Genomic DNA, 23,725 nt, shown 5'->3' with positions numbered 1-23,725 from the left:
GGGTGAGTCGGACCGGGAGACGGGTTTTGCCTGCCGGGAGATGCGCCTCGGTTGCCTGTTGAAAAAAAATGTCTTTTCGGAATTTCATACTCAGGGCCTGGTTTTCGCAGCGGGAACGCTCGATCGATCGTTTCCGCCGCCATCCGGCCGAGACGCAGATGCGGATGTTCCGCCGGCTGTTGCGGCGGGGCGGCGATACGGAGTTCGGGGAGCGTTACGACCTGCGGCATGTCCACACGGTGGAACAGTTCCAGTCGCGGGTCGAGACGTTCGACTACGAGCATTTCAAACCCTACATCGACCGGATGCGGGAGGGGGTTCGGGATGTATCGTGGCCGGGGCGTGTGACGCTGTTCGCGCGCTCGTCGGGCACGACCTCGGACCGGAGCAAATACATTCCGGTGACACGCGAGTCGTTGTGGCGGAACCACACGCTGGGCATGCGCGACGTGGCGACGGTCTATGCGGCGAACTACCCGCAGAGCCGGGTTCTCGAAGGCAAGACGCTGACGCTGGGCGGGTCGTGCGTACGGGAGGGCGGCAATCTGGTCGGGGACCTTTCGGCGCTGCTGATCCACGAGACCTCCTTTTGGAGCGGTTGGTTCCGGGCCCCGCGGATCGAAACGGCGATCATCCCGGATTTCGACGCGAAGTGTGCGGCGATCTGCCGCGAATGCACGGGCGAACGGATCACGGCCTTTGCGGGGGTTCCGTCGTGGAACCTGGCGCTGATGCGCCGGGTGCTGGAATACACCGGGAAGCGGAACCTGCTGGAAGTGTGGCCCGATCTGGAAATGTTCGCCCACGGAGGGGTGGAGTTCACGCCTTACCGGCGGACGTTCGAGGAGCTGATCCCCTCGGCGGGGATGCACTACATGGAGACCTACAACGCCTCGGAGGGCTTCTTTGCGCTGGCCGACGACCCGACGCGGGACGACATGCTGCTGATGCTGGACTACGGGACCTTCTTCGAGTTCCGGCACGGCAGCGAGATCGTGCCGCTCGAAGGGGTCGAATGCGGGAAGGTCTACGCCGTGCTGATCACGTCGAACAACGGACTGTGGCGCTACGAGATCGGCGACACGGTGGAGTTCACCTCGACGAATCCCTGCCGGATCCGCTTTGCGGGGCGCACGCGGCAGTATATCAACGTTTTCGGCGAGGAGCTGATCGTCGACAATGCGGAACGGGCGCTTGCGGAGACGTGCCGGAAGACGGGGGCGGTGGTGAGCGAATACACGGTGGCGCCGTGCTACATGTCGCTGCGCGAACGGGGCGCCCACGAGTGGCTGGTGGAGTTCGACCGCGAGCCGGAGAGCCCGGAGGCATTTGCCGCGGCGCTGGACGAGGAGCTGCGGGCCGTCAATTCGGATTACGATGCCAAGCGCCGCACGACGCTCGAACGCCAGCGGGTGATCCGTTTGGAGCGTGGATGCTTCCTGGCCTGGATGCGGGCCCGCGGGAAGAACAAGGTTCCGCGTCTGATGAACGACCGTCGGGTCATCGAGGACGTGAAGGCCTTTGCGGGGATAAAAACGGAGAATTCAAGATGACGGCGACCGGAAACGTTCCGGCGTTCAGATATTTGTCAAGGTATTTTTAATATTCAGTTATTCAGTCGCCATGTACATAGCCATTGCAGGAAATATCGGGAGCGGCAAGACGACGCTGACCCGGATGCTTACGGAGCGCTACGCCGCCAAGTGCTATTTGGAGGAGTGCGACAACCCCTATATCGGCGATTTCTATGAGAACATGAACCGCTGGGCGTTCAACTTGCAGATCTCGTTCCTCGGGAGCCGGATCCAGCAGACGATGGACATGCTCTCGGACAGCCGGTCGGGGGTGATCTTCCAGGACCGCACGATCTACGAGGATGCGCATATCTTTGCCGACAATCTCCACGAGATGGGGCTGATGACGACGCGCGACATCGAGACCTACATGAAGATCTTCCGGCTGGTGACGTCGCTCATTCCGCAGCCCGACCTGCTGATCTACTTGAAGGCGAGCGTCCCGACGCTGATTTCGCAGATCCGCAAACGGGGCCGGGAGTATGAGATGAACATCGACGAACTCTATCTGAAACGGCTGAACGACAAGTATAACCACTGGATCGACACGATCTACGAAGGCGAAGTGTTCGTCGTGGACAAGGACCGCGAGGATTTCGTCTCGGACCCGGCGGTTTTCGAGCGGATCTGTCGCCGTCTCGACGCCCTCAAAGCCCGGGAACAGCGATGATGCTGCCCGAAAAATTTGTCGAACGGGTCCTGCGGGACCTCGGCCCGGAGGAGGGCCGGACTCTGTGTGAGGCGTTGGAGTCGGAGGCTCCGACGTCGGTGCGGCTGCACCCGGCGAAGTGCCCGGTGATGGGCCCGACGAAGAGTTTGTCGGAGCGCCCGTCCGGCTCTGCGGAGGCGTTTGCCGGCGGATTCCCGGAGACGCTTCCGAATCTGACCCCGGCGCGCCGTGTTCCCTGGTGCCGCGAAGGGTGGTACCTCGCCGGGCGCCCCTCGTTCACGTTCGACCCCGATTTCCACGCCGGGGCCTATTACGTGCAGGAGGCCTCGTCGCAGTTCGTGGGACGTCTGTTGTCGGGGTGCAACCTCGAAGGAGCCCGTCTGCTGGACCTCTGTGCAGCTCCGGGCGGCAAGACGACGCTCTACGCCTCGCTGGTCGGACCGCAGGGCCTGGTCGTGGCCAACGAGATCGACCGCCGCCGGGCCGCGGTGCTGGCCGACAACGTCCGCAAGTGGGGTACGGGAAACGTGGTCGTTACGTGCTGCGAGGCCGCGGCGCTGGGCGATTTCGAGGCGTGGTTCGACGTCGTGGCGGTGGATGCCCCCTGCTCGGGCGAGGGGATGTTCCGCAAGGACCCCGCGGCCCGCGGCGAGTGGAGCGAAGCGAACGTGCGGCTCTGCGCGGCACGTCAGGACGGGATCCTGCGCGAAGCGTGGCGGGCCCTCAAACCGGGCGGTACGCTCGTGTACAGCACCTGCACCTTCAACCGCAACGAGGACGAGGGTTCGTTGGAACGGATGCTGGCCTGGACCGGTGAGGAGGTGTCGGAGGCTGCGCCGGTCGACGTCGAGGCGTCGTGGGGCGTGGTCTGCGGACGGGTCGGGGCGTTCCGGACCTTCCGGTTCTATCCCCACCGGGCGTGCGGCGAGGGATTTTTCGCTGCCGTGGTGCGCAAGTCGGCGGAGTCCGGCGACCGGGTGCGGACCCCCAAAGCGCGCCGGACGGTGCTTGCGCCCGTCGACCGGAAAAGCGCGTCGGAACTGGCCCGCTGGTTGCAGGACCCCGGAGGAATGCGTTTCGGCGTGGCGGGGGATACCAGTTATGCGTGGCCCGCGGCGCAGGCCGAAGCCGTGCAGACGCTCTCCGGAGCGCTGCCCGTGATCTATTCGGGCGTGGCGCTGGGGACGATCTTCAAGGGGGTGTTGAAACCCGATCCGGCGCTGGCCTTTTTCACGGGGCTGGACCGCGGGGCGCTGCCCGTTGCGGAACTGGCCGACGAGGAGGCCGTGCGTTACCTGCGGCGGCAGGAGATCGCGGCGGCAGGTCTGGCCGAAGGAATGAACCTCGTCTGCGTGCGCGGACGCGGCCTGGGCTTTGCCAAACGAATCGGGAACCGGGTGAACAACCTATATCCCAACTCATTGCGAATCATGAAACAATAGATATGGCCGAAAAGATTTTTTATACGATGGGCGAAGTGGCCGAGATGTTCGACGTCAACACGTCGCTGATCCGCCACTGGGAGTCGCAGTTCGCGATTCTCCGTCCGAAGCGCAACAAGAAGGGCAACCGGCTCTTCTCGCCGCGGGACGTGGAGAACCTGAAAATGATCTACCACCTGGTCAAGGAGTGCGGCATGACGCTCGAAGGGGCCAAGAAGGCCCTGCGCAACGGCTCCGCGGCGGGATCCGTCGAACGCGACACGGAGCTGATGGAGCGTCTGCAACGGATCCGCTCCCTGCTGGCGGAGGTCCGCGAGGATCTGAAAGCGGGCGACGGCGAACTCCTCGACGAGGAGTCGGATCTGCGGCCGGAACCTGCTGCGGAGAGGACGGCCGGCGTTCCTGCGGATCCCGAAGCTCCGAAGACGCCTGCATCCGCCGAGCCGGAGCAGCCGGTAGCGGAGAAGCCGGCCCGCCGCCGGAGCCGGGCGGTGGTGAAGATCGCCGACGGGGCGGATCTCTCCGGCACCGAACCGGCCGTTGCGCCGGAAGCGGAGGAGCCGAAACTCCCCGGACAGCCGACCCGGCAGACCGGGCGCAAACCCCGCCGCAAGAAGGAGGAGGTCGAGAACAAGGAGCTCTTCGCCTTCTACGAACAGTCGCTCTTCTGAACCGCCGGGGACCGGAGGCCGGGACTGGAAAATTGAGAACGGAAAATGGGGTATGAAGGCGGAGAAGAACCTTGAAAACTATTTGTTGCTATGAAAATCAGAGAAATAACCGACGTTATCGAACGTTTTGCTCCGCTTGGGTGGCAGGAATCCTATGATAATGCGGGACTTGTCGTCGGACGTGCGGACGACGAGGTGCACCGGGCCCTGCTGGCCGTGGATGTCACGGAGGAGGTGCTCGACGAAGCCGAGGCCGAAGGGTGCGACCTGGTCATCACGCACCATCCGATCGTCTTCCATGCCTTGAAACGCTTCAATTCGGCCGATCCCGTGCAGCGGTGCGTCGAGCGCGCCATCCGCCGCGGCATCGCCCTCTACGCCTGCCATACGAACCTCGACAGCGCCCCCGGGGGCATGAGCTGGCGTCTGGCCGAGATGCTCGGAATCCGGAATCTGCGCGTGCTGCAACCCTCCGAGGTGGCCGAGGGGGTCGGTTTCGGCGTCGTGGGCGAGCTGCCCGAGGCCGTCGCGACGCTCGACTTCCTGCGCTTCGTCCGCGAACGCCTCGGCGTGAAGGCCATCCGCCACAGCGACATCGTGGCGCACGACGTGCGGTGCGTGGCCCTCTGTACCGGGGCCGGAGCCTCGCTCATCCCCGACGCCCGGCGCGCCGGAGCCGGTCTCTACATCACCGCAGACCTTAAATACAACGACTTCATGACCCCCGATAAGGCCCTCACCGTGGCCGATATAGGCCATTTTGAGAGCGAATATTGCGCAATTCAACTTTTATTTGACATTTTGTCGAAAAATTTACGTACCTTTGCGGTTCGCAAGAGTGAGCGCTCGCGCAATCCGGTGAATTATCTCGTGTAAGTATAAACTATACAGTACAATATGGCAACGCAAAAGAAAACCACCGACGTTGATTATTCGATGCAGGAGAAGATTCTGGCTCTCTACGAGTTGCAGAAGATCGACAGCAAGATCGACGAAATCAACAAGGTAAAGGGTGAACTGCCTCTCGAAGTGCAGGATCTCGAAGACGAGATGGCGGGTATGACCACCCGCATCGAGCATGTAAATGCCGAGATCGAGGAGCTCAATTCGCTCATCAAGCAGCGCAAGCGCGAAGTCGATCAGGCCAAAATCATGATCGGCAACTACAAGGAGCAGCAGAACAACGTCCGCAACAACCGCGAGTTCGATGCCATCACCAAGGAGATCGAGTACCAGGAACTCGAAATCGAACTGGCCGAGAAGCGTCTGAAAGAGTATGCCGCAGGAATCAAGGCCAAGAAACTCCAACTCGAAGAGGCCGAGAACCTTTCGAAGGAGCGCGCTGCCGACCTCGCGGCCAAGAAGTCCGAACTCGAAAGCATCGAGGTCGAAACCGCACCCCAGGTTGCCGAGTACGAGGCACAGCGCGAACGCGTGCTGTCGAAGATCGACGAACGCCTGCTGGCCGCCTACGAGCGGATCCGCCGCAACGTCCGCAACGGACTGGCCGTGGTGACCGTCAAGCGCGATGCCTGCGGAGGCTGCTTCAACCGGATTCCTCCCCAGCGCCAGGTCGACATCCGTCAGGGCAAGAAGATCATCGTCTGCGAATATTGCGGGCGTATCCTGGTCGCCGACCCCGAGGCCGCGCAGGAGTAACCTCCGGCATGGAAGGCGGCGGATTCTCCCCGGCGCACACCCTCTTCCGAAAATGAAAGGACGGGGGCTCTTCCGAAAATGAAAAGTCTGATACCGAAACGGGATTCCGAATGGATGCGGAATCCCGTTTTTGTATCCGATTTTTTAAAGATTTTGAAACTTCTCCGAATGTTAATTTATTAACATCGAAAAGATTTCCGACTTTTCCAAATAATAGTTAACTTTGCCGCGATGGATTTTTCCGACTTAAATTACTGACATGAAAATTGCTATCGCCCAGCTGAACTACACAATCGGTGATATTGACGGGAATACCTCGAAAATCATCGATTCCATCAACAAGGCAAAGGCCCGGCACGCCGATCTGGTGATTTTCGCCGAGCAGGCCGTCAGCGGAACCCCGGCATTCGACCTTCTGCGCAAAACCACCTTCCTCGAACTTTGTGAAGACGCCCTGGTGGAGATCGCCTCCTGTTGCGACGGAATTGCGGCCATCGTCGGACTTCCCATCCTGACCACGAACGGCACGATCAGCGCCGCCGCGCTCATCCAGGATCGCAAGGTCCTGCGTTTCATCGGCAAGAAATACATCTCCGCCCGCCGCGAAATGGGCTTCCTCTCCCCTTCGAAGGGGTATGAATACGCCACCATCAAGGGCCACAAATGCGCGGTCATCGTCGGCGACGACCTCAGCCGCGAACACGACTTCGACAAGTCCGTCGAGACCATCCTCTCGATCAACGCCCGCCGCTACGGCAAGGGCACCATGACCTACCGCTATGAAATGATGCGCAACCTGGCCTTCGTCGAGGGCAAGAACCTCGTGATGGTCAACCAGGTCGGCGGCTCCTCCGAGATCGTCTACGACGGAACCTCCGGGGCGCTCAACAAACGCGGCGAACTGGTGTTGATGATGAAGAACTTCGAGGAGGACTTCCAGATCTTCGATACGGAGGCCGAAGCCACTCCCGTCGCCGTGCCCTCGACCTACAACGACCGCACGCGCCTCGTCTATGAGGCGGCCCGCTGCGGGTTGAAGGACTTCTTCCGCAAGAACAATTACGAAAAGGCCGCCATCGGTCTCTCGGGCGGTATCGACTCGGCCGTCGTCGCCTGCATCGCCGCCGACGCCCTCGGCCCCGAAAACGTCCGCGCCCTGCTGATGCCTTCGCACTTCTCGTCGGACGAATCCGTCGAGGACGCCAAGGAGCTGGCCCGGAACCTCGGCATCGAGTACAACGTCATCCCCATCACGGAGATCTACACCAGCGTCGTGGATACGCTCAAACCCGTCATCGGCGGTACGGAGTTCGACGCCACGGAGGAGAATATCCAGACCCGCATCCGCACGGTCCTGCTCATGGCCTTGCAGAACAAGACCGGCTATGTGCTGCTGAACTCCTCGAACAAGAGCGAGAACGCCCTGGGACTCTGCACCCTCTACGGCGATACGGCCGGCGCGTTCAGCCCCACGGGCGACCTCTACAAGAGCGAAATGTACGACGTGGCCCGCTATATCAACCGTATGTACGGCGATATCATCCCGGAGAGCATCCTGGTCAAGGAGCCCTCGTCGGAACTCCACCCCGGGCAGAAGGACAGCGATATCCTTCCGCCCTATGAGGTCGTCGACGCCATCCTTTTCCGGATGATCGAGGAGGGACAGCACCGCGAGGAGATCGTCAATGCCGGCTTCGACTCCGAGGTCGTGGAGAAGATCCACGCCATGATCATGCGCAACGAGAAGAAACGTTACCAATTCCCGCCCGTCCTGCGCCTGTCGTCCTGCTCGTTCGGGCACGAACGGCTCATGCCCCTCACGAACAAATACGGAGATTGAGGCGTGGATACCGGGATCATCGAGCACGAAGGTATCGTGCAGTGCGCTGAAAAGGGTGTCGTTCATGTGAAAATCACCTCCCGGAGCGCCTGCGGAGCCTGCAAGGCCCGTCAGGCCTGCGGAATGGCCGAAACACAGGAGAAGATCGTCGTCGTTCCGACGCCCGAAGCCGGCTGCTATGCGCCCGGAGAGGCGGTCTGTGTCGGCGTGCGGAAAAAGGCCGGGCGCATCGCTGTCCTGTTGGCTTATGGCGGTGCGCTTGTCGTTTTGCTCGCCGCGCTGATCCTCTCCGTCGGGGTCTTCGGCGCCGGAGAAGGCGTCGGCGTCGCGGTTTCGCTCGCCGCCGTGGTCCTCTATTACGGCGTGCTGTGGCTCTGCCGGCGCAGAATCGAACACACAATTCAATTTACAATAACTAAAATCTGATGGAAGTATTACTTTACACGATTCTGACACTGTGCGTGTTGGGTGTGCTCGCGGCCGTGATCCTCTACTTCGTGGCGCAGAAGTTCCGCGTCGAGGAGGACCCCCGGATCGACGAGGTGGAGAAAATGCTGCCCGGAGCGAACTGCGGTGGCTGCGGTTTCGCCGGTTGTCGCGGTATGGCCGATGCCCTGGTCAAGCGCGATGACATCTCCGATCTCTTCTGCCCCGTGGGCGGCGGCGACTGCATGAAGGCCATCGCGGCCTACCTCGGAAAGGCGGCCGCCGAAAAACAGCCCGAAGTCGCTACGGTCCGTTGCGGCGGCACGTGCGAGAAACGTCCCCGCACCAATGAGTACAACGGCACGAAATCCTGCGCCGTAGCCGCCTCGCTCTATGTCGGCGAGACGGGATGTGCGTTCGGATGTCTCGGGTTCGGCGACTGCGTGGCCGCCTGCGCCTTCGATGCCATCCGCATGAATCCCGAAACGGGTCTTCCGGAGGTCGATCCCGACAAGTGTACGGCCTGCGGCGCCTGCGTCAAGGCCTGCCCCAAGATGGTGATCGAACTGCGCAAGAAGTGGCCCAAGAACCGTGCGGTGTATGTTTCGTGTGTCTCGAAGGACAAGGGCGCCGTCGTGATGAAGGCCTGCAAGGCCGGGTGTATCGGTTGCGGCAAGTGCGAGAAGGTCTGCGCTTTCGGGGCCATTACCGTGGAGAACAACCTCGCCTACATCGACCCGCAGAAGTGCAAACTCTGCCGCAAGTGCGTGAACGAGTGCCCGACGGGAGCCATCAAGCTCGTCGGCATGGATCCGCTGCCGAAGGAGCCGAAAGCCCCGGCCGCCCCGAAGGCCGCTCCGGCCGCAGAAAAGGCTGTTGCAAAGGAGGCTCCGAAGGCCGCTCCGGCCGCAGAAAAGGCTGCTGCAAAGGAGGCTCCGAAGGCTGCTCCGGCCGCAGAAAAGGCTGCTGCAAAGGAGGCTCCGAAGGCTGCTCCGGCCGCAGAAAAGGCTGCTGCAAAGGAGGCTCCGAAGGAGCCCAGTCATGAATCGTAAAAATCGTTAGCGAGATATGAAGACATTTCCAATAGGCGGAGTCCATCCGTCGGCAAATAAATTGAGCTGCGCCAAGCCCATCGAGGTGCTTCCGCTGCCCGAGGCGGTCAACATCCCCCTCGCACAGCACATCGGGGCCCCGGCCGTGGCCAAGGTCGCCAAGGGTGACAAGGTGCTCACCGGGCAGCTCATCGCCGAGGCCGGCAGCTTCATGTCGGCAAACATCCATTCCCCGATTTCGGGTACCGTGACGGCCGTCGACATGGTTCCCAACGGACAGGGGCTGCGGCAGATGATGATCACCATCAAGCGCGAAGGCGACGAGTGGGCCGAAGGAATCGACCGCTCGGACAAACTCGTCCGGGAGTGCAGCCTGTCGGCACAGGAGATCATCGCCCGCATCAAGGAGGCCGGCATCGTCGGTATGGGCGGCGCCACGTTCCCCACGCATGTGAAACTTTCGATCCCCGCCGGCAAGAAGGCCGAATGCCTGATCATCAACGGCGTGGAGTGCGAGCCCTATCTGACCTCCGACCACCGCATGATGTTGGAGCACGGTGAGGAGATGGTCGTCGGCGTCACGATCCTGATGAAGGCCGTCGGCGTCGGGAAGGCCTACATCGGTATCGAGAACAACAAGCCCGATGCCATTGCACACCTCTCGAAGATCGCCGCACAATACAAGGGTATCGAGGTCGTGCCCTTGAAGGTCCGCTATCCGCAGGGCGGTGAGAAACAGCTGATCGCCGCCGTCACGGGACGTCAGGTGCCGCCTCCGCCCGCCCTGCCGATCGACATCGGCGCCGTGGTCTGCAACGCCTCGACGACCTTCGCCGTCTACCAGGCCGTGCAGAAGCGCATGCCGCTCATCCAGCGCGTCGTCACCATCACGGGCAAGAACCTCCGGGAGCCCAGGAACCTCCTCACGCGTATGGGTACGCCCGTCTCGGCGCTGATAGCCGCCGCCGGGGGCCTGCCCGAAAATGCCGGCAAGGTGATCAACGGCGGCCCGATGATGGGCCGTGCGATGGTCAACCTCGACTCGCCCGTCACGAAGGGCTGCTCGGGTATCACCGTCCTCTCGGAGCGCGACGCCCGCCGTCGCGAGGCTTCGCAGTGCATCAAGTGCGCGAAGTGCGTCTCGGCCTGCCCGATGGGTCTCGAACCCTACTTCCTCTCGAAGATGACCCAGAAGAAGAACTGGGACGAACTCGAAGCCCGCATGATCACCTCCTGCATCGAGTGCGGCTGCTGTCAGTCCACCTGCCCGGCCTACCTGCCGCTGCTGGACTGGGTGCGCCTCGGAAAACAGACCGTCATGGGCCGCATCCGCGCCCGTGCCGCTGCCGCAGCGCCCAAAAAGTAAACGCCGCACGTTAACCCGAAAAGTCAAAATTTTACGATAACACTTATGGCAAACAAACTCATTGTCGCCCCCGCACCGCACGTCCAGACCTCCCAGTCGACGGCCTGCATCATGCGCGACGTGGTGATCGCCCTGATGCCCGCGCTGGTTGTCTCGACCATCGTCTTCGGCGTCGACGTGCTCCGCGTGACGGCCATCTCGGTCGCTGCCTGCGTGGTGTTCGAATTCCTGATCCAGAAATTCTTCGTCAATGGCCCCCTCACCATCTCCAACTGGTCGGCCGTCGTGACCGGCGTCCTGCTGGCCTTCAACCTCCCGGCCTCGATTCCCTGGTGGATCGTCGTCATCGGCGCCTTCGTCGCCATCGCCATCGCCAAGATGACCTTCGGAGGCCTCGGCAAGAACCCCTTCAACCCGGCACTCGTCGGGCGCGTCTTCCTGCTGATCGCCTATCCCGTGCAGATGACCACGTGGCCCATGCCCGTTCAGGGCGCCTTCGACGCCCTCTCGGGCGCTACGCCGCTGGCCGCCGTCAAGCACGGGGCCGTCGGACCCGATGCCCTCGGCGTGCAGGACCTCCTGCTCGGCAACATGCCCGGTTCGCTGGGTGAGGTTGCCGCGCTGGCCCTCCTCCTCGGCTTCGTCTACCTGCTCTGGCGCCGCGTCATCACGTGGCACATCCCCGTGACGATCCTCGCCACGATGGCCCTGTTCGCCTTCTTCGTGGCGCTCGGAACAAAGGGAACGGAAAATCCCGCCCTGCTCTGGCAGCTGCCCCTGTTCCATGTGCTGGCCGGAGGCGCCATCCTCGGTTCGGTCTTCATGGCCACCGACTACTCGACCTCGCCGATGACCGTCAAGGGCGGCGTGATCTTCGCCGTCGGAATCGGCGTCGTCACGATGCTCATCCGTCTGTGGGGCGCCTATCCCGAGGGTATGTCGTTCGCCATCCTGATGATGAACGCCTGCGTGCCCCTGATCAACAAGTATGTCAAACCCAAGCGCTTCGGCGTAAAATAGGAGGAGGGAACCATGAAAAGTACACTTGTCAACATGACCGCCGTCCTCTTCGGCATCACCCTCGTGGCTTCGGCCGGCGTCGGTGTCGTCAACATGATTACCGAGGAGCCGATCGCACTGGCCAAGGAGGCCGCTACGAAGAGCGCCCTCACCGAGGTGCTCCCGGCGTTCGAGTCGACCGAGGAGCAGACCCTGACGATCGATGAATTGCCCATTACGGTCTATACCGCCAGAAATGGCGGCGAAGTTGCCGGTTATGCCGTGCAGACCATGACCAAGCAGGGTTTCAACGGCGTCGTCCGCCTGATGGTCGGCTTCACGCCCGACGGAGAGGTCGTCAATGTCAACGTCCTCGAACAGTCCGAGACTCCCGGACTGGGAACCAAAATGGCCGACGAAGGAAATGTCCTGCTGGGCAGCATCCAGGGCCAGAAACTCGAAAACAAGAAACTCGTCGGCGGCAAACTCGCCGTGACGAAGGATGGCGGGGACGTCGATGCGCTGACCGCCGCGACGATCTCCTCGCGCGCCTACGTCGATGCCGTGAACCGTGCCTGGATGGCCTACAAGAGCGTAGCGACCGGCGTCGAGGCTACCGACACCGCATCCGGCGCTACGCATACCGTCGCTACACAAACCAACGAGCCTGCGGCTCAGGAAGGAGGGCAACATGAATAAACTGAAAATCGCTTTGAGCGGCATCCTCAAAAACAACCCGACGTTCGTGCTGGTGCTCGGCATGTGCCCCACGCTGGGTACCACGACCTCGGCCGAAAACGGCATGGGCATGGGCCTCGCCACGACGGCCGTGCTCATCATGTCGAACCTCGTGATCTCGCTCATCAAGAACCTCATCCCCGACAAGGTCCGCATCCCGGCCTTCATCGTCGTGATCGCCTCGTTCGTCACGATCATCCAGATGCTGATGCAGGCCTTCGTGCCGGCACTCTACGCCTCGCTCGGCGTCTTCATCCCGCTGATCGTCGTCAACTGCATCATCCTCGGGCGTGCCGAAGCCTTCGCTTCGAAAAATTCGCCCTTCGACTCGATGCTCGACGGCGTCGGGATCGGCATCGGTTTCACCCTCTCGCTGACGGTCATCGGCGCCGTGCGCGAGATCCTCGGCAGCGGCGCCATCTTCGGGATCAATCTCGGATTCGCCGACTACACGCCGCTGATTTTCGTCCTGGCACCCGGAGCCTTCCTCGTACTGGGATATCTGATGGTTCTGTTTAACAAATTAGCCAAGAAGTAGTCATGGAGATCTCCTATTTCGCAATCATCATCGGCGCCATCTTCGTCAACAACGTCGTCCTGGCCCAGTTCCTCGGCATCTGCCCCTTCCTGGGCGTGTCGTCGAAGGTCGAGACCTCGATGGGCATGGGCGCTGCCGTCACGTTCGTCATGGCGCTCACGGCCCTCGTTGCATGGCCCATTCAGACCTACATCCTCGTTCCGCTGCACATCGAGTACATGCAGACCATCGTCTTCATCCTCGTGATCGCGGCGCTCGTGCAGATGGTCGAGATCATGCTCAAAAAACTCTCTCCGTCGCTCTATCAGGCGCTCGGCATCTTCCTTCCGCTGATCACGACGAACTGCGCCGTGCTGGGTGTGGCGATCCTCATGATCCAGAAGGAGTTCGATCTCCTGCAAAGCGTTACCTATTCGGTGGCGACGGCCCTGGGATTCGCGCTGGCGCTGATTCTCTTCGCCGGCATCCGCGAACGCCTCGACTTCGAGGATGTCCCCAAGGCCTTCAAGGGTATTCCCATTGCGCTCGTGACGGCCGGTATCCTGGCCATGGCCTTCATGGGATTCTCCGGACTGGTATAGAGACGGAACGCGGCCGGAGCCGATTCTCCGGTTTGTTGCGGTTCGGTCCGAACGTCGCTCTGCATGCAGGGCCGTTCGGACCGAATTTTGTAAAAAAACAGTTCCGTTTCTTCGTTTCTTGCCTGCAATTTCCTATTTTTGCACTATTCTAAAATCCCAAACCCTTAAAAATTCTGAAACACCATGGGGGATACCATAAAACTTCACGACAAGGAGTTCAAAATCATGATCCCGGCCGCTGAAATAGACCGCGCCGTCGAGGCCGTGGCCCAACGGATCAACCACGATTACGCCGACAAGGAGACGCCCCTGTTTCTCGGTATTCTGAACGGTTCGTTCATGTTCATGAGCGACCTGATCAAGAAAATCGAATTCCAGAACGAACTTTCGTTCGTGAAACTCTCCTCCTACGAGGGTACCGAGTCCTCCGGAACGGTCCGCAGCCTCATCGGACTCAACGGCTCGATCGAGGGCCGCCATGTGATCGTCGTCGAGGACATCGTCGATACCGGAGAGTCCATCGACCACATGATCCGCGACCTCGAAGCCCGCAAGCCCGCCTCCATCGAGGTCTGCACGCTCTTCTTCAAGCCCGGCTCCTACCGCAAGACGCGCCCCATCAAGTACCGCGCCATGGAGATCGGAAACGAATTCATCGTCGGATACGGCCTCGACTACGACCAGTTGGGGCGCAGTCTGAAAGATATTTACGTCGTCACGGAATAGATGGCCCTTACGATCGATCCCGCACTCTTCGACGGCGGGCGGCTGCTGCCGCTCGTCGAGGACTTCTACACCATTCAGGGCGAGGGGTTCCATGCCGGGAAACCCGCCTATTTCATCCGTCTCGGAGGTTGCGACGTCGGGTGCCGCTGGTGCGACGCCAAATACACGTGGAATCCGAAACTCTATCCCCCGACCGACGTGCAGACGGTGATCGACCGCGCTACGTCGTGCCCCGCGCAGGCCATCGTCATCACGGGCGGCGAACCGCTGCTCTATCCGCTGGGCGTGCTGACCGAGACGCTCCGCGCCCGGGGGCTCGAAATCTTCCTCGAAACGTCGGGATCCCATCCGTTCAGCGGCGTTTTCGACTGGGTATGCCTTTCGCCCAAACGGCAGCAGCCCCCGTTGGAAGAGGCCTTCGGACGGGCCGATGAGTTGAAGGTCATCGTCGAGGGGGAGGCGGATCTGGAATGGGCCGAGCGGAATGCCGCCCGGGTGCGGAAACACTGTCTGCTCTACCTGCAACCCGAGTGGAGCGTCGCCGAACGGGTGATGCCCCTGCTGGTCGAGTATGCCAAGGCGCATCCCCGCTGGAACATCTCCATCCAGACCCACAAGTACATGCACATTCCGTAAATGAAGATTCAGCCCGGACGCCGCTTCTGGATCGCCCTGACGGCGATCATCGTCGTGTTCTCGGTCTTCGTGATCGGGCGCAACGCCCTGCATGCCGTCAAGATCAAGCGGCAGATCAACGCCCTGAACCGCGAGCGCGACTTCTATGTCGGGAAGATCGCCCGGGACAGCACCCTGCTCGAACGGCTGCGTTACGACGACTACCTCGAAGAGTATGCCCGCGAGCATTACCGCATGCAGCGGCGCGACGAGCACGTCTACATCCTCGAAGAGTAGGGCGGCGGAGGGGAGGTACGACAGGAAAGGCCCTCTCACCTTGCGGGTGGGAGGGCTTTTTGGTGTGCGGAAGACTTTGTGCTGCGGAGGGCGGCTGCCCCGCGGAAACGGAACCGTGGCGCCTTCGCGGCCCCTGCCGGATCAATAGTGTGTGAATCCCTGCCAGTCCAGCTGGACGGGACTGCCCGCTTGCAGCCAGGTCAGGCCCGCGCGTTCCGTGATGCGCCCGATCCGGTGGAGCGGGGTGCCGAAACGGGCGAGGAACTCCTCTTCCAGCTGTCGGGTCGCCGTCGGGGCCGCCGTGAAGAGCAGTTTGTAGTCCTCGCCGCCGCACGCCGCCGTCCGCAGGTCCGCGCCGGCGGCTACGGGAATGCGTTCGAGTTCCACCTCCGCGCCGCAGTCCGATTCGTCGAGAATGTGGCGCAGATCCGAAGCCAGTCCGTCCGAAAGATCCATCATGGCGTGCACCTCGGGGCGTCCGCCGAGCCAGATCCCCTCGTCGACCTGCGGCAGCGGGTTGCGGTGTATGCGGGCCGGCGGGGTGTCGGGGTGCCCCGCCAGCAGGTCCCGAAGTCCGGCGCCCGAAGCCCCCAGCTCCCCGGCCACGAAGATCACATCGTCGGGGCGGGCATCGCGGCGGCGTTTGAGGTGCGTGAGCGGGCTGCGGCCGATCGCCGTGACGTTGATCGTAACGCCCGACTCCGAGCGGGTCGTATCGCCCCCGACGAGCGGTGTCCCGAAGCGCGCCGACAGCTCCCGGTAACCCTCCATGAACTCCTCGGCCCACACTCCGGAGGCGTCGGGCGGCAGGGCGATCGACAGCAGCGTCGCAACGGGGCGTGCCCCCATCGCCGCCACGTCGCTCAAATTTACGGCAAGGGATTTGCCGCCCAGCTCCCGGGCCGAGGTTGCGTGGCGCAGGAAGTGAACCCCCTCGGTGAGGAGATCCGACGTGAAAACCAGCGCCTCCCCGCCCAACGGAAGCACGGCGCAGTCGTCGCCGATACCCTCGAATCCCTGATCGGGAAGATCGGCAAAACGCCGGCGTATGTGGTCGATGAATCCGAACTCGGTCATGTTTTTGATCTGCCTTGCCGCAAAGATACCGATTTTTCGGCGAAAATGACTACCTTTGTCCCCTGAAACAGCGATGCGCTGTCAGGTTGCCCGGAATATAAATTTGATTGACCATGAAAATCCTGATTCTCAACGGCCCGAACCTGAACTTGCAGGGTCGGCGCAATCCCGAAATCTACGGAACCCGCACCTTCGAAGAGCTCTTCGGGGAGTTGAAGTCGCGCTTCCCGGGAGTCGGACTCGACTATTTCCAGTCGAATCACGAGGGCGTGCTCATCGACACGATCCAGCAGGCCGAGGGCCGTTACGACGGAATCGTGCTCAACGCCGGAGGCTATACCCATACGTCGGTCGCCCTGCGTGACGCCGTGGCGGCGGTCTCCGTGCCGGTCGTCGAGGTCCACATCTCCTCGATCCTCGCCCGCGAGGGTTTCCGCCATACGTCGATGCTCGCACCCGTCGTCCGGGGGTCGATCATGGGCTTCGGTCTCGACTCCTACCGGCTGGGCGTCGAGGCGCTGCTGAATCCCGTCCGATAGCCGGGACCGCTGAATGTATCTGATAACGAAAAACGAGAGCTTTATGTATCGCATGAAAAAAACCAAGATCGTCGCCACGATGTCGGATTTCCGCTGCACCGAGGAGTTCGTGCAGAAACTCTTCGATGCCGGGATGGACGTCATCCGCGTGAATTCGGCCCACGTCTCCGAGGAGGGGGCCACGAAGATCGTCGAGACCGTCCATCGGGTCAATCCCGCCATCCCGATCATGATCGACACCAAGGGCCCCGAGATCCGTGTGACGACCATCGCCGACGAATATGGCAACAGCATCAATTTCCGGGCCGGCGACCGGGTCGCCGTGCGCGGCTCCGACGGCTCCGACCTCACCACCCGGAAGGTCGTCTACATGAACGTCCCCACCATTGTCCGCGACATCCCCGTCGGAGCCCGGATGCTGATCGCCGACGGCGAGTTGGAGATCCGCGTCGTCGGGAAGTCCGACACGGAGCTCGACTGTGAATTCCTCGTCGGCGGCGCCATGCGTTCGCGCAAGAGCGTCAACGTCCCCGGCGTCTCGATCGACCTCCCTTCGGTGACCGAGAAGGACCGCCGCTTCATCGAGTGGGCCGTGCGCAACGACGTCGACTTCATCGCCCATTCGTTCGTCCGCTCGGCCCGCGACGTCAAGGCCGTGCAGGAGATCCTCGACGCCCACGGCAGCAAGATCAAGATCATCTCCAAGATCGAGAACCAGGAGGGGCTCGACAACATCGACGAGATCATCGAGGCTTCGTACGGCATCATGGTGGCCCGCGGCGACCTCGGGGTGGAACTCCCCGCCGAGGCGATCCCCAATGCCCAGCGGCGCATCGTCGAGAAGTGCATCTGCGCCAAGCGTCCCGTGATCATCGCCACGCAGATGCTCTATTCGATGGTCAAGTCGCCCCGGCCGACGCGCGCCGAGGTCAGCGACGTCGCCAGCGCCATCTACGAGCGCGTCGACGCCGTGATGTTGAGCGACGAGACCGCCATGGGCGACTATCCCGTCGAGGCGGTCGAGACCATGGCCCGCGTGGCCCGCGCCATCGAACGCGACGAAGAGCACTTCCAGCCCATGATCGACATGAACATGGTCTCGGTGAACCACGAAATCACCGCCCAGCTGGCGCGTTCCGCCGTGCGGGCGTCGACGAACCTCCCGATCAAGTACGTCGTCCTCGACACCAAGACCGGCCGTACGGGCCGTTATCTGGCGGCCTTCCGCGGCCGGAAAACCGTCATGGCCGTCTGCTACCAGCTCCATGCGCAGCGTATCCTCGCCCTCTCCTACGGCGTGGTGCCGATCCTCCGCAACCAGGAGCTCGCCGACAAGTACCATTTCCTGGTCGATGCCCTGGAATTCATCGACCAGTATCGCAAACTCGACGATGAGGACCTGCTGGCCATCGTCGGCGGCAGCTTCGGCCCCGACGGCGGCGCCTCCTACGTCGAAATCGCCAACGTCCGCAATATCCGTCTGCGCAACGAGATGATCGCGGCACAGCACCGGTAGACGTTGGCCGGAGAGCTCAAAGCGAAAGTCGCCCGGGGCGTGGCGTGGAGCATGGCCGAGAAGTTCGGCTCGATGCTCCTCACCATGGCCGTGCGGTTCGTGATCCTGCGGCTGCTCACCCGGGAGATCCTCGGCTTCATGTCCATTCCGTCGGCCGTGGTCACCGTCCTGCTCGTGATCGTCGACGGCGGCTTCTCGCAGAGCCTTGTCCGCCACCGCAATCCGGGCCCTTGCGACTACAAGTCGGTCTTCCTCTTCAACATCCTCGTTGCGACGGCCCTCTATCTCCTGCTCGTCGCAACCATGCCGTTCGTCGCCCGCTGGTACGACATGCCCGAAATCGCCCGCATCACGCCGGTCTTTTTCCTGCTTCTGCCGCTCAACGCCCTGTGCACCGTCCAGAACGCCATCTTCACCCGTCAGTTCCGTTTCGAACTCCTCTCGAAGGTGACCTTCTTCTCGTCGCTCGTCGGCGGGCTCGCGGCCATTGCCCTGGCCCTGGCCGGGTGGGGGATTTGGAGCCTTGTGGCCGAGCGCGTGCTGGCGGCGGCGGTCAGGGCCGCGCTGCTGTGGTGGCTCAGCGAGTGGCGCCCCCGCGGGGCATGCGGCATCGCGCCCATCCGCGAAATGGCCCCCTTCGGATACAGCCTCATGGCCACCGATCTGATCTCGAACTTCTACGGCAAGATCCCCCAGTTTTTCCTCGGGAAGCTCTATTCGCCCGCAACCCTCGGCTCCTTCGACCAGGCCGTGAAGCTCAAGGACATGCCCGCAACCACCGGCATGCAGGCCATTCAGAACGTCACCTTCTCGGCGCTGGCGAAGATCCGCGACGACGCTCCGAAGTTCGCCGAAAGCTACCGTCAGGTCGTCATGGTCGTCGCCTACGTGATGTTCCCCCTCATGCTCGGCATGTCGGCCGTGGCGCACGACATGTTCGCCGTTCTGCTCGGCCGGGAATGGATGCCCACGGTGCCCTATTTCGAGGTCGTCTGCCTCTCCGGCATCTTCTATACCGTCGGGCTTGTCGCCAGCAACGTCCTGAAGGCTCAATGCCGGGGACCGCTGATCGTGCGTCTCGAAATCGTTAAGAAGATCCTCATGACCGTGGTCTTCGCCGTGACGATCCCCCACAGCGTGATGGCCGTCGTCTGGGGGCTGGTCGTGATCGCCGCCTGCGAAATGGCCGTGAACTTCGGGGCCGCACGCCGCTTTACCACGCTGTCCATCCGCCGGATCCTCGTTACGCTGCTGCCCGTCGCGCTGGTCTCCGCCGCCATGTATGCCGCCGTACGCGCGACGGCCCTCTGGCTGCCCGGGAATGACATCCTGCGTCTGCTGGCCGAAGTATCCGTCGGGGTGCTCGTCTATGTCGGGCTCTCGTGGGGCTGCCGGCTCGAAGCCTTCCGCGAGGTCTGCGCCATCGTAAAAAAACAGATCGCCCGCAAGTAGGCGATCTGTCGTCGGGGATTTCGTTGCTCCCTCTTTTCCCTCTCTGCCCGTCCCCGGGCGGAGGCGTCATTTGTAGACCTTCGGTGTGATGACTCCCCGGAGTACCACCAGCGCATTCTGTACCAATGCTTCGAGTTCGTTCTCCCCGGCATAGACCGTGACCGGGGCGATGAAGCCGCAATGGCGGCGAATATACTCCACGACCGGTTCGTTGTAGGCGATGCCGCCCGTCAGCAGAATGCCCTCCACCCGGCCTTCGAGCGCCGCGGCCATTGCACCGATCTGCTTCGAGACGTTGTAGCACATGGCATCCAGCACCTTCCGGGCCCGCTGGTCGCCCTGTGCGATACGCTCCATCACCTGCATGACGGAGTTCGTCCCCAGATAGGCGACCAGTCCGCCCTTGCTCGACACGTACTTCAACAGCTCCTCCTTCGTGTACTGGCCCGAAAAACATACCTTGATCAGATCGCTCGACGGGATGCTTCCGGCACGGTCCGGAGCGAAGGGCCCGTCGCCGTCCAGTGCATTGTTCACGTCGACGATCCTTCCCCGGCGGTGCGCCGCCACCGAGATGCCGCCGCCCATGTGCGCCACGATCAGGTTCGTCTCTTCGTAGACCTTTCCGGTCTTTTCGCAGTGCAGCCGTGCGATGGCCTTCTGGTTCAGGGCGTGGAACACCGACTTGCGCGGACACATCGGCATGCCCGTGATGCGCGCCCGGTCGTCCATTTCGTCCACCACCGGCGGGTCGGCGATATAGGCCTTCACTTTGGCCATGTGTGCGATCTGCGCCGCAAGCAGCCCGCCCAGGTTGCAGGCGTGCTTCATCACGGCGTTGCGCAGGTCGTAGCGCATCCGCGAATTCACTTCGTAGACTCCCGCCGGGATGGGGCGGATCAGTCCGCCGCGGCCGATGACGGCCGAGAGCTCCCGGAGCGGAAAGTTCGCTTCGCGCAGCGCCGAGAGAATCAGTCCCCGGCGCCAGTCCAGTTGGTCGATTACGTCGGTAAAGCGTTGCAGCTCCTCGGTGGAGTGCCGCAGGGTCAGATCCAACAAAGGCCGCTCCTCGTCATAGAGGGCGACCTTCGTGGATGTTGAGCCGGGATTTATCGCTAAAATCTTGTAGCCCATAAAGTTCTCGGTTCAGCAGGTTAGGTTGGTTGGTTGTGTGGTTTCGGGCTGCGTCTTATTTTCTTACGGCCAGGCAGGCCAGGGCGATCGAGAAGAGCTTCGTGCGGCTCGTATCGCCGCGCGACGTCAGCACGCACGGTACGTTCGTGCCCATCACCATGGCGGCCAGCTCTCCGCCGCACAGGTGCGTCGTGCTCTTGAAGAAGACGTTGGCCGATTCCAGGTTCGGGAAGAGCAGGCAGTCCGGGTCGCCGGCCACCGACGAACCCTTCACCTTCTTGTGTTCGGCAACCTCCTTGTAGAGCGCCACGTCCAGCGACAGCGGTCCGTCGACGATCACGTTGCCCAGCTGTCCGCGGTCGCCCATCTTCGCCAGAAGGGCTCCGTCCGTCGAGGAGATCACGTTCGGAAGAACCTGTTCCGACGGGGCGATGCAGGCGATCTTCGGCGTCGTGATGCCCAGCAGGTTGGCCGTCTGCGCCAGATAGCCGATCTGTTTCATCTTCTGCTTGAAGTCCGGCAGCGGGATCACCGCCACGTCCGAGATGATCAGCAGTTTGTGGTAGCACGGCATCTCCACGATCGAGACGTGGCTCAACACGCCCTTCGGCGGGAAGAGACCCGCATCCTTGTTCAGAATGCCGCGCATGTACTTGTCCGTCGAGACCAGACCCTTCATCAGCACGTCGGCATTCCCTGCGACGACGGCCGCTACGGCCTGCTGCACGCACTTCACGTCGTTCGGTTCGTCGACGATGTTGAAGGCCTTGATGTCGATGTTGTTCTCCGCGCAGACCTGCTCGATCACTTTCTTGTCGCCGTAGAGCGTCGGCTCCACGAGCCCTTCCTTATAGGCGTTGTAAACCGCTTCCAGCGTGTGCGAATCCTGTCCGTAAGCTACGGCCAGACGTCTTTTGCCCCGTTTTCTCGCCTCTTCGACGATTTCGGTAAGATGCTGAATCATAATTATCAGGTTTTGGTTGTTCGTGTTTGTTTCCGTTGGTTTGGTGTCGGAGTCGGTGGACTATTTCACCAGGTTGTAGGTGTCGGTGGCGATCATCAGCTCCTCGTCGGTGGCGATCACGGCGACCTTGACCTTCGAGTCGGCCGTCGAGAGCAGCTTGTTCACGCCGCGGGCGCCCCGGTTGGCCTCCGTGTCGAACTTCACACCCATGAATTCCAGGCCCGTGCAGACCGATTCGCGCATGTCGCTCGAATTCTCGCCCACGCCGCCCGTGAAGACGATCAGATCCACGCCGCCCATCTCTGCGGCGTATTCGCCCACGAATTTCTTGATCCGGCGGTAGTACATGTCGCGCGCCAGAATCGCACGCGGGTTGCCCTCCTCGTAGGCGTGGTCGATGTCGCGCATGTCGCTCGAAATGTCCGTCAGGCCCTGAACGCCCGACTTCTTGTTCATCATCGTTTCCAGTTCGGCATAGCTCATGCCCTCCTTTGCGCCGATGAAGGTGATGGCGCTGGCGTCCACCTGCCCGCAGCGCGTGCCCATCACCAGACCGTCGAGCGGCGAGAAGCCCATCGACGTGTCGAACGACTTGCCGTTCAGCACGGCCGTCACCGATCCTCCGTTGCCGATGTGGCAGGTGATGATCTTCGCGTTCTCGAAGTCCAGTCCGGCCAGTCTGGCGCCCACGCGCGCCACATACTTGTGGCTCGTGCCGTGGAAGCCGTACTTGCGCACGCGGTATTTTTCATAGTATTCGTACGGCAGGGCGTACATGTAGTTCACGGCGGGGATCGTCTGGTGGAACGACGTGTCGAAGACCGTCACCTGCGGTGTGCCCGGGAGTACGGTCTCCACGGCGTTGATTCCTTCGAGGCTCGCGGGGTTGTGCAGCGGTGCGATCTGGCACAGCGACCGGATCTTCTCCTTCACGTCCCCGGTCACCAGACAGCTCTCCGGGAAGTATTCGCCGCCGTGTGCCACGCGGTGGCCGACGGCCTTCACCTCGTCGAGCGACGAGATCACGCCGTGTGCGGGGTCCGTCAGGGCGTCGAGAACCAGCTTGATGCCCGTCGTGTGGTCGGGGATCGGCTGGTGCACCTCGAACGGCGTCTTGCCGACGGGTTTGTGCGTCAGGTCACCCTCCGGCAGGCCGATGCGTTCCACGAGTCCTTTGGCGAGCAGTTTGCCCGAAGCGTCCGTCATGTCGATCACCTGGTATTTGATCGACGACGATCCGCAGTTCAATACGAGAATTACCATAATGTATCAGTTGTTAAAGTTTATATGTTTGCATTCCTCGGCCCTCTCTCGGCCCCTCTCCCCGGCCTCTCCCTCGCATCCTTCTGCTGTTGCCGGGCTGATCTCCCCCCCCCTTGCTCTAACCCTTCATCTGCGACCCCAGGTGCATGCCCAGCGTCGTGAAGGCGAGGCACACGACCACGCTCAATGCGACATAACCCGCCGCCGGTCCGTAATCTCCGGCCCGGAGCAGGCGCACGGTGTCCGCCGAGAAGGTCGAGAAGGTGGTGAACCCTCCGCAGAAGCCCGTGATGAGCAGCCAGCCCGCCGTCGATGACGAGAGCGTCTGCATCAGAACCCCGATCAGCAGCGATCCTGCGGCATTGACCGTGAACGTCCCCGCCGGAAACCCCAGCAGCGTCTGCCCGCCCAGCATCCATGCCGAAATCACGTATCGGACGATACTTCCGGCCGCGCCTCCGAGCCCTACGCAGAAAAGTTCACGAACCATAAGCTAAAAATAGGTATTATTTTACAGACGTGCAAATTTAAGGGTGAAATGATTACGAATCGTTTCATTTTTTGCCCGAACAGACGGATTTTTTGT

At 62.0% G+C, this 23,725-nt stretch carries 25 protein-coding genes; 20 read left to right on the top strand and 5 right to left on the bottom strand.

Annotation, left to right across the window (positions count from 1 at the left end; genetic code table 11):
• The first annotated feature begins 68 nt into the window (after positions 1-68).
• The 17 genes from B5G16_RS02045 to B5G16_RS01965 all read left to right on the top strand — a co-directional run bounded on the left by B5G16_RS02045 (position 69) and on the right by B5G16_RS01965 (position 15,194).
• On the top strand, positions 69-1,553 hold the full coding sequence (locus B5G16_RS02045) for a GH3 auxin-responsive promoter family protein (RefSeq protein WP_087260608.1): 1,485 nt from the start codon (positions 69-71) through the stop codon (positions 1,551-1,553).
• Positions 1,554-1,623: 70 nt separating this feature from the next.
• Complete coding sequence (locus tag B5G16_RS02040; protein ID WP_087260606.1) at positions 1,624-2,244, top strand: deoxynucleoside kinase; 621 nt, start codon at positions 1,624-1,626, stop codon at positions 2,242-2,244.
• Positions 2,241-3,686 (top strand): methyltransferase RsmF C-terminal domain-like protein, encoded by a 1,446-nt coding sequence (locus B5G16_RS02035; RefSeq protein WP_087260604.1) that lies wholly within the window; start codon positions 2,241-2,243, stop codon positions 3,684-3,686. The genes B5G16_RS02040 and B5G16_RS02035 overlap by 4 nt, the downstream gene beginning before the upstream one ends.
• 2 nt (positions 3,687-3,688) lie before the next feature.
• Positions 3,689-4,357, top strand: coding sequence for a MerR family transcriptional regulator (locus tag B5G16_RS02030; RefSeq protein ID WP_087260603.1), 669 nt, complete (start codon positions 3,689-3,691; stop codon positions 4,355-4,357).
• A 90-nt stretch (positions 4,358-4,447) separates the two neighbouring features.
• On the top strand, positions 4,448-5,233 hold the full coding sequence (locus B5G16_RS02025; protein ID WP_087260602.1) for a Nif3-like dinuclear metal center hexameric protein: 786 nt from the start codon (positions 4,448-4,450) through the stop codon (positions 5,231-5,233).
• A 21-nt stretch (positions 5,234-5,254) separates the two neighbouring features.
• Positions 5,255-6,016 carry a zinc ribbon domain-containing protein gene (locus tag B5G16_RS02020; RefSeq protein ID WP_087260601.1) on the top strand — a complete coding sequence of 254 codons (762 nt, stop codon included), beginning with the start codon at positions 5,255-5,257 and terminating at the stop codon, positions 6,014-6,016.
• 259 nt (positions 6,017-6,275) lie between these two features.
• Complete coding sequence (locus B5G16_RS02015) at positions 6,276-7,856, top strand: NAD+ synthase (RefSeq protein ID WP_087260599.1); 1,581 nt, start codon at positions 6,276-6,278, stop codon at positions 7,854-7,856.
• A gap of 3 nt (positions 7,857-7,859) precedes the next feature.
• The gene (locus B5G16_RS02010) at positions 7,860-8,282 is read left to right on the top strand and encodes a SoxR reducing system RseC family protein (RefSeq protein ID WP_087260597.1); all 423 of its coding nucleotides are present in this window, start codon (positions 7,860-7,862) and stop codon (positions 8,280-8,282) included.
• On the top strand, positions 8,282-9,334 hold the full coding sequence (locus B5G16_RS02005; RefSeq protein ID WP_239405922.1) for an RnfABCDGE type electron transport complex subunit B: 1,053 nt from the start codon (positions 8,282-8,284) through the stop codon (positions 9,332-9,334). Before B5G16_RS02010 ends, B5G16_RS02005 begins: the two co-directional genes overlap by 1 nt.
• A 16-nt stretch (positions 9,335-9,350) precedes the next feature.
• Positions 9,351-10,700, top strand: a complete 1,350-nt coding sequence (gene rsxC, locus B5G16_RS02000) for an electron transport complex subunit RsxC (RefSeq protein WP_087260595.1) — start codon at positions 9,351-9,353, stop codon at positions 10,698-10,700.
• A gap of 45 nt (positions 10,701-10,745) precedes the next feature.
• Positions 10,746-11,720, top strand: a complete 975-nt coding sequence (locus tag B5G16_RS01995) for an RnfABCDGE type electron transport complex subunit D (RefSeq protein WP_087260593.1) — start codon at positions 10,746-10,748, stop codon at positions 11,718-11,720.
• A 12-nt stretch (positions 11,721-11,732) separates the two neighbouring features.
• The gene (locus B5G16_RS01990; RefSeq protein ID WP_239405921.1) at positions 11,733-12,398 is read left to right on the top strand and encodes an RnfABCDGE type electron transport complex subunit G; all 666 of its coding nucleotides are present in this window, start codon (positions 11,733-11,735) and stop codon (positions 12,396-12,398) included.
• A complete protein-coding gene (locus B5G16_RS01985; protein ID WP_087260589.1) occupies positions 12,391-12,975 on the top strand; it encodes an RnfABCDGE type electron transport complex subunit E in 585 nt (194 codons plus the stop codon). Before B5G16_RS01990 ends, B5G16_RS01985 begins: the two co-directional genes overlap by 8 nt.
• A 2-nt stretch (positions 12,976-12,977) precedes the next feature.
• Positions 12,978-13,556 carry an electron transport complex subunit RsxA gene (gene rsxA / locus B5G16_RS01980; protein ID WP_087260587.1) on the top strand — a complete coding sequence of 193 codons (579 nt, stop codon included), beginning with the start codon at positions 12,978-12,980 and terminating at the stop codon, positions 13,554-13,556.
• A 183-nt stretch (positions 13,557-13,739) separates the two neighbouring features.
• Positions 13,740-14,282, top strand: coding sequence for a hypoxanthine phosphoribosyltransferase (gene hpt / locus B5G16_RS01975; RefSeq protein ID WP_087260585.1), 543 nt, complete (start codon positions 13,740-13,742; stop codon positions 14,280-14,282).
• The gene (locus B5G16_RS01970; RefSeq protein ID WP_087260583.1) at positions 14,283-14,918 is read left to right on the top strand and encodes a 7-carboxy-7-deazaguanine synthase QueE; all 636 of its coding nucleotides are present in this window, start codon (positions 14,283-14,285) and stop codon (positions 14,916-14,918) included.
• The gene (locus tag B5G16_RS01965; RefSeq protein WP_087260582.1) at positions 14,919-15,194 is read left to right on the top strand and encodes an FtsB family cell division protein; all 276 of its coding nucleotides are present in this window, start codon (positions 14,919-14,921) and stop codon (positions 15,192-15,194) included.
• A gap of 141 nt (positions 15,195-15,335) precedes the next feature.
• On the opposite strand, the gene thiL is transcribed toward B5G16_RS01965, so the two are convergent.
• On the bottom strand, positions 15,336-16,271 hold the full coding sequence (gene thiL / locus B5G16_RS01960; protein ID WP_087260580.1) for a thiamine-phosphate kinase: 936 nt from the start codon (positions 16,269-16,271) through the stop codon (positions 15,336-15,338).
• 113 nt (positions 16,272-16,384) lie between these two features.
• On the opposite strand from thiL, the gene aroQ reads away from it, so the two are divergent.
• Genes aroQ through B5G16_RS01945 form a run of 3 tightly spaced genes read left to right on the top strand, consistent with a single transcriptional unit; the run spans position 16,385 to position 19,778 of the window.
• Entirely contained in the window at positions 16,385-16,810 is a 426-nt protein-coding gene (gene aroQ, locus B5G16_RS01955; protein ID WP_087260578.1) for a type II 3-dehydroquinate dehydratase, read from the top strand.
• A 43-nt stretch (positions 16,811-16,853) separates the two neighbouring features.
• Positions 16,854-18,326 carry a pyruvate kinase gene (gene pyk / locus B5G16_RS01950; protein ID WP_087260576.1) on the top strand — a complete coding sequence of 491 codons (1,473 nt, stop codon included), beginning with the start codon at positions 16,854-16,856 and terminating at the stop codon, positions 18,324-18,326.
• Positions 18,327-18,329: 3 nt separating this feature from the next.
• Complete coding sequence (locus B5G16_RS01945) at positions 18,330-19,778, top strand: lipopolysaccharide biosynthesis protein (RefSeq protein WP_087260575.1); 1,449 nt, start codon at positions 18,330-18,332, stop codon at positions 19,776-19,778.
• A gap of 66 nt (positions 19,779-19,844) precedes the next feature.
• Here B5G16_RS01945 and buk read toward each other — a convergent pair whose 3' ends face one another.
• The 4 genes from buk to crcB form a co-directional block, all read right to left on the bottom strand.
• Positions 19,845-20,912, bottom strand: a complete 1,068-nt coding sequence (gene buk / locus B5G16_RS01940) for a butyrate kinase (protein ID WP_087260573.1) — start codon at positions 20,910-20,912, stop codon at positions 19,845-19,847.
• Between the two features lie 55 nt (positions 20,913-20,967).
• On the bottom strand, positions 20,968-21,876 hold the full coding sequence (locus B5G16_RS01935) for a phosphate acyltransferase (RefSeq protein WP_087260571.1): 909 nt from the start codon (positions 21,874-21,876) through the stop codon (positions 20,968-20,970).
• 60 nt (positions 21,877-21,936) lie between these two features.
• Positions 21,937-23,139 (bottom strand): acetate/propionate family kinase, encoded by a 1,203-nt coding sequence (locus tag B5G16_RS01930; RefSeq protein ID WP_087260569.1) that lies wholly within the window; start codon positions 23,137-23,139, stop codon positions 21,937-21,939.
• Positions 23,140-23,257: 118 nt separating this feature from the next.
• On the bottom strand, positions 23,258-23,629 hold the full coding sequence (crcB, locus tag B5G16_RS01925; RefSeq protein WP_087260567.1) for a fluoride efflux transporter CrcB: 372 nt from the start codon (positions 23,627-23,629) through the stop codon (positions 23,258-23,260).
• Positions 23,630-23,725 lie beyond the last annotated feature (96 nt).

Origin of the sequence: Alistipes sp. An66, assembly GCF_002161445.1 — a bacterium.
Lineage (GTDB): Bacteria > Bacteroidota > Bacteroidia > Bacteroidales > Rikenellaceae > Alistipes > Alistipes cottocaccae.
This window is presented reverse-complemented; position numbering and strand designations above follow the sequence as displayed.

Excerpts from the sequence above, each read along its gene's own strand:
- B5G16_RS01995 (WP_087260593.1), top strand. The coding sequence starts at position 10,746 with ATGGCAAACAAACTCATTGTCGCCCCCGCACCGCACGTCCAGACCTCC.
- buk (WP_087260573.1), bottom strand. The coding sequence starts at position 20,912 with ATGGGCTACAAGATTTTAGCGATAAATCCCGGCTCAACATCCACGAAG.
- B5G16_RS02005 (WP_239405922.1), top strand. The coding sequence starts at position 8,282 with ATGGAAGTATTACTTTACACGATTCTGACACTGTGCGTGTTGGGTGTG.
- B5G16_RS02040 (WP_087260606.1), top strand. The coding sequence starts at position 1,624 with ATGTACATAGCCATTGCAGGAAATATCGGGAGCGGCAAGACGACGCTG.
- aroQ (WP_087260578.1), top strand. The coding sequence starts at position 16,385 with ATGAAAATCCTGATTCTCAACGGCCCGAACCTGAACTTGCAGGGTCGG.
- rsxC (WP_087260595.1), top strand. The coding sequence starts at position 9,351 with ATGAAGACATTTCCAATAGGCGGAGTCCATCCGTCGGCAAATAAATTG.
- B5G16_RS01970 (WP_087260583.1), top strand. The coding sequence starts at position 14,283 with ATGGCCCTTACGATCGATCCCGCACTCTTCGACGGCGGGCGGCTGCTG.
- crcB (WP_087260567.1), bottom strand. The coding sequence starts at position 23,629 with ATGGTTCGTGAACTTTTCTGCGTAGGGCTCGGAGGCGCGGCCGGAAGT.
- B5G16_RS01965 (WP_087260582.1), top strand. The coding sequence starts at position 14,919 with ATGAAGATTCAGCCCGGACGCCGCTTCTGGATCGCCCTGACGGCGATC.
- pyk (WP_087260576.1), top strand. The coding sequence starts at position 16,854 with ATGTATCGCATGAAAAAAACCAAGATCGTCGCCACGATGTCGGATTTC.
- thiL (WP_087260580.1), bottom strand. The coding sequence starts at position 16,271 with ATGACCGAGTTCGGATTCATCGACCACATACGCCGGCGTTTTGCCGAT.
- B5G16_RS01935 (WP_087260571.1), bottom strand. The coding sequence starts at position 21,876 with ATGATTCAGCATCTTACCGAAATCGTCGAAGAGGCGAGAAAACGGGGC.
- B5G16_RS02035 (WP_087260604.1), top strand. The coding sequence starts at position 2,241 with ATGATGCTGCCCGAAAAATTTGTCGAACGGGTCCTGCGGGACCTCGGC.
- B5G16_RS01930 (WP_087260569.1), bottom strand. The coding sequence starts at position 23,139 with ATGGTAATTCTCGTATTGAACTGCGGATCGTCGTCGATCAAATACCAG.
- B5G16_RS02045 (WP_087260608.1), top strand. The coding sequence starts at position 69 with ATGTCTTTTCGGAATTTCATACTCAGGGCCTGGTTTTCGCAGCGGGAA.
- B5G16_RS02020 (WP_087260601.1), top strand. The coding sequence starts at position 5,255 with ATGGCAACGCAAAAGAAAACCACCGACGTTGATTATTCGATGCAGGAG.
- B5G16_RS02030 (WP_087260603.1), top strand. The coding sequence starts at position 3,689 with ATGGCCGAAAAGATTTTTTATACGATGGGCGAAGTGGCCGAGATGTTC.
- B5G16_RS01985 (WP_087260589.1), top strand. The coding sequence starts at position 12,391 with ATGAATAAACTGAAAATCGCTTTGAGCGGCATCCTCAAAAACAACCCG.
- B5G16_RS01990 (WP_239405921.1), top strand. The coding sequence starts at position 11,733 with ATGAAAAGTACACTTGTCAACATGACCGCCGTCCTCTTCGGCATCACC.
- B5G16_RS02015 (WP_087260599.1), top strand. The coding sequence starts at position 6,276 with ATGAAAATTGCTATCGCCCAGCTGAACTACACAATCGGTGATATTGAC.
- B5G16_RS02025 (WP_087260602.1), top strand. The coding sequence starts at position 4,448 with ATGAAAATCAGAGAAATAACCGACGTTATCGAACGTTTTGCTCCGCTT.
- rsxA (WP_087260587.1), top strand. The coding sequence starts at position 12,978 with ATGGAGATCTCCTATTTCGCAATCATCATCGGCGCCATCTTCGTCAAC.
- hpt (WP_087260585.1), top strand. The coding sequence starts at position 13,740 with ATGGGGGATACCATAAAACTTCACGACAAGGAGTTCAAAATCATGATC.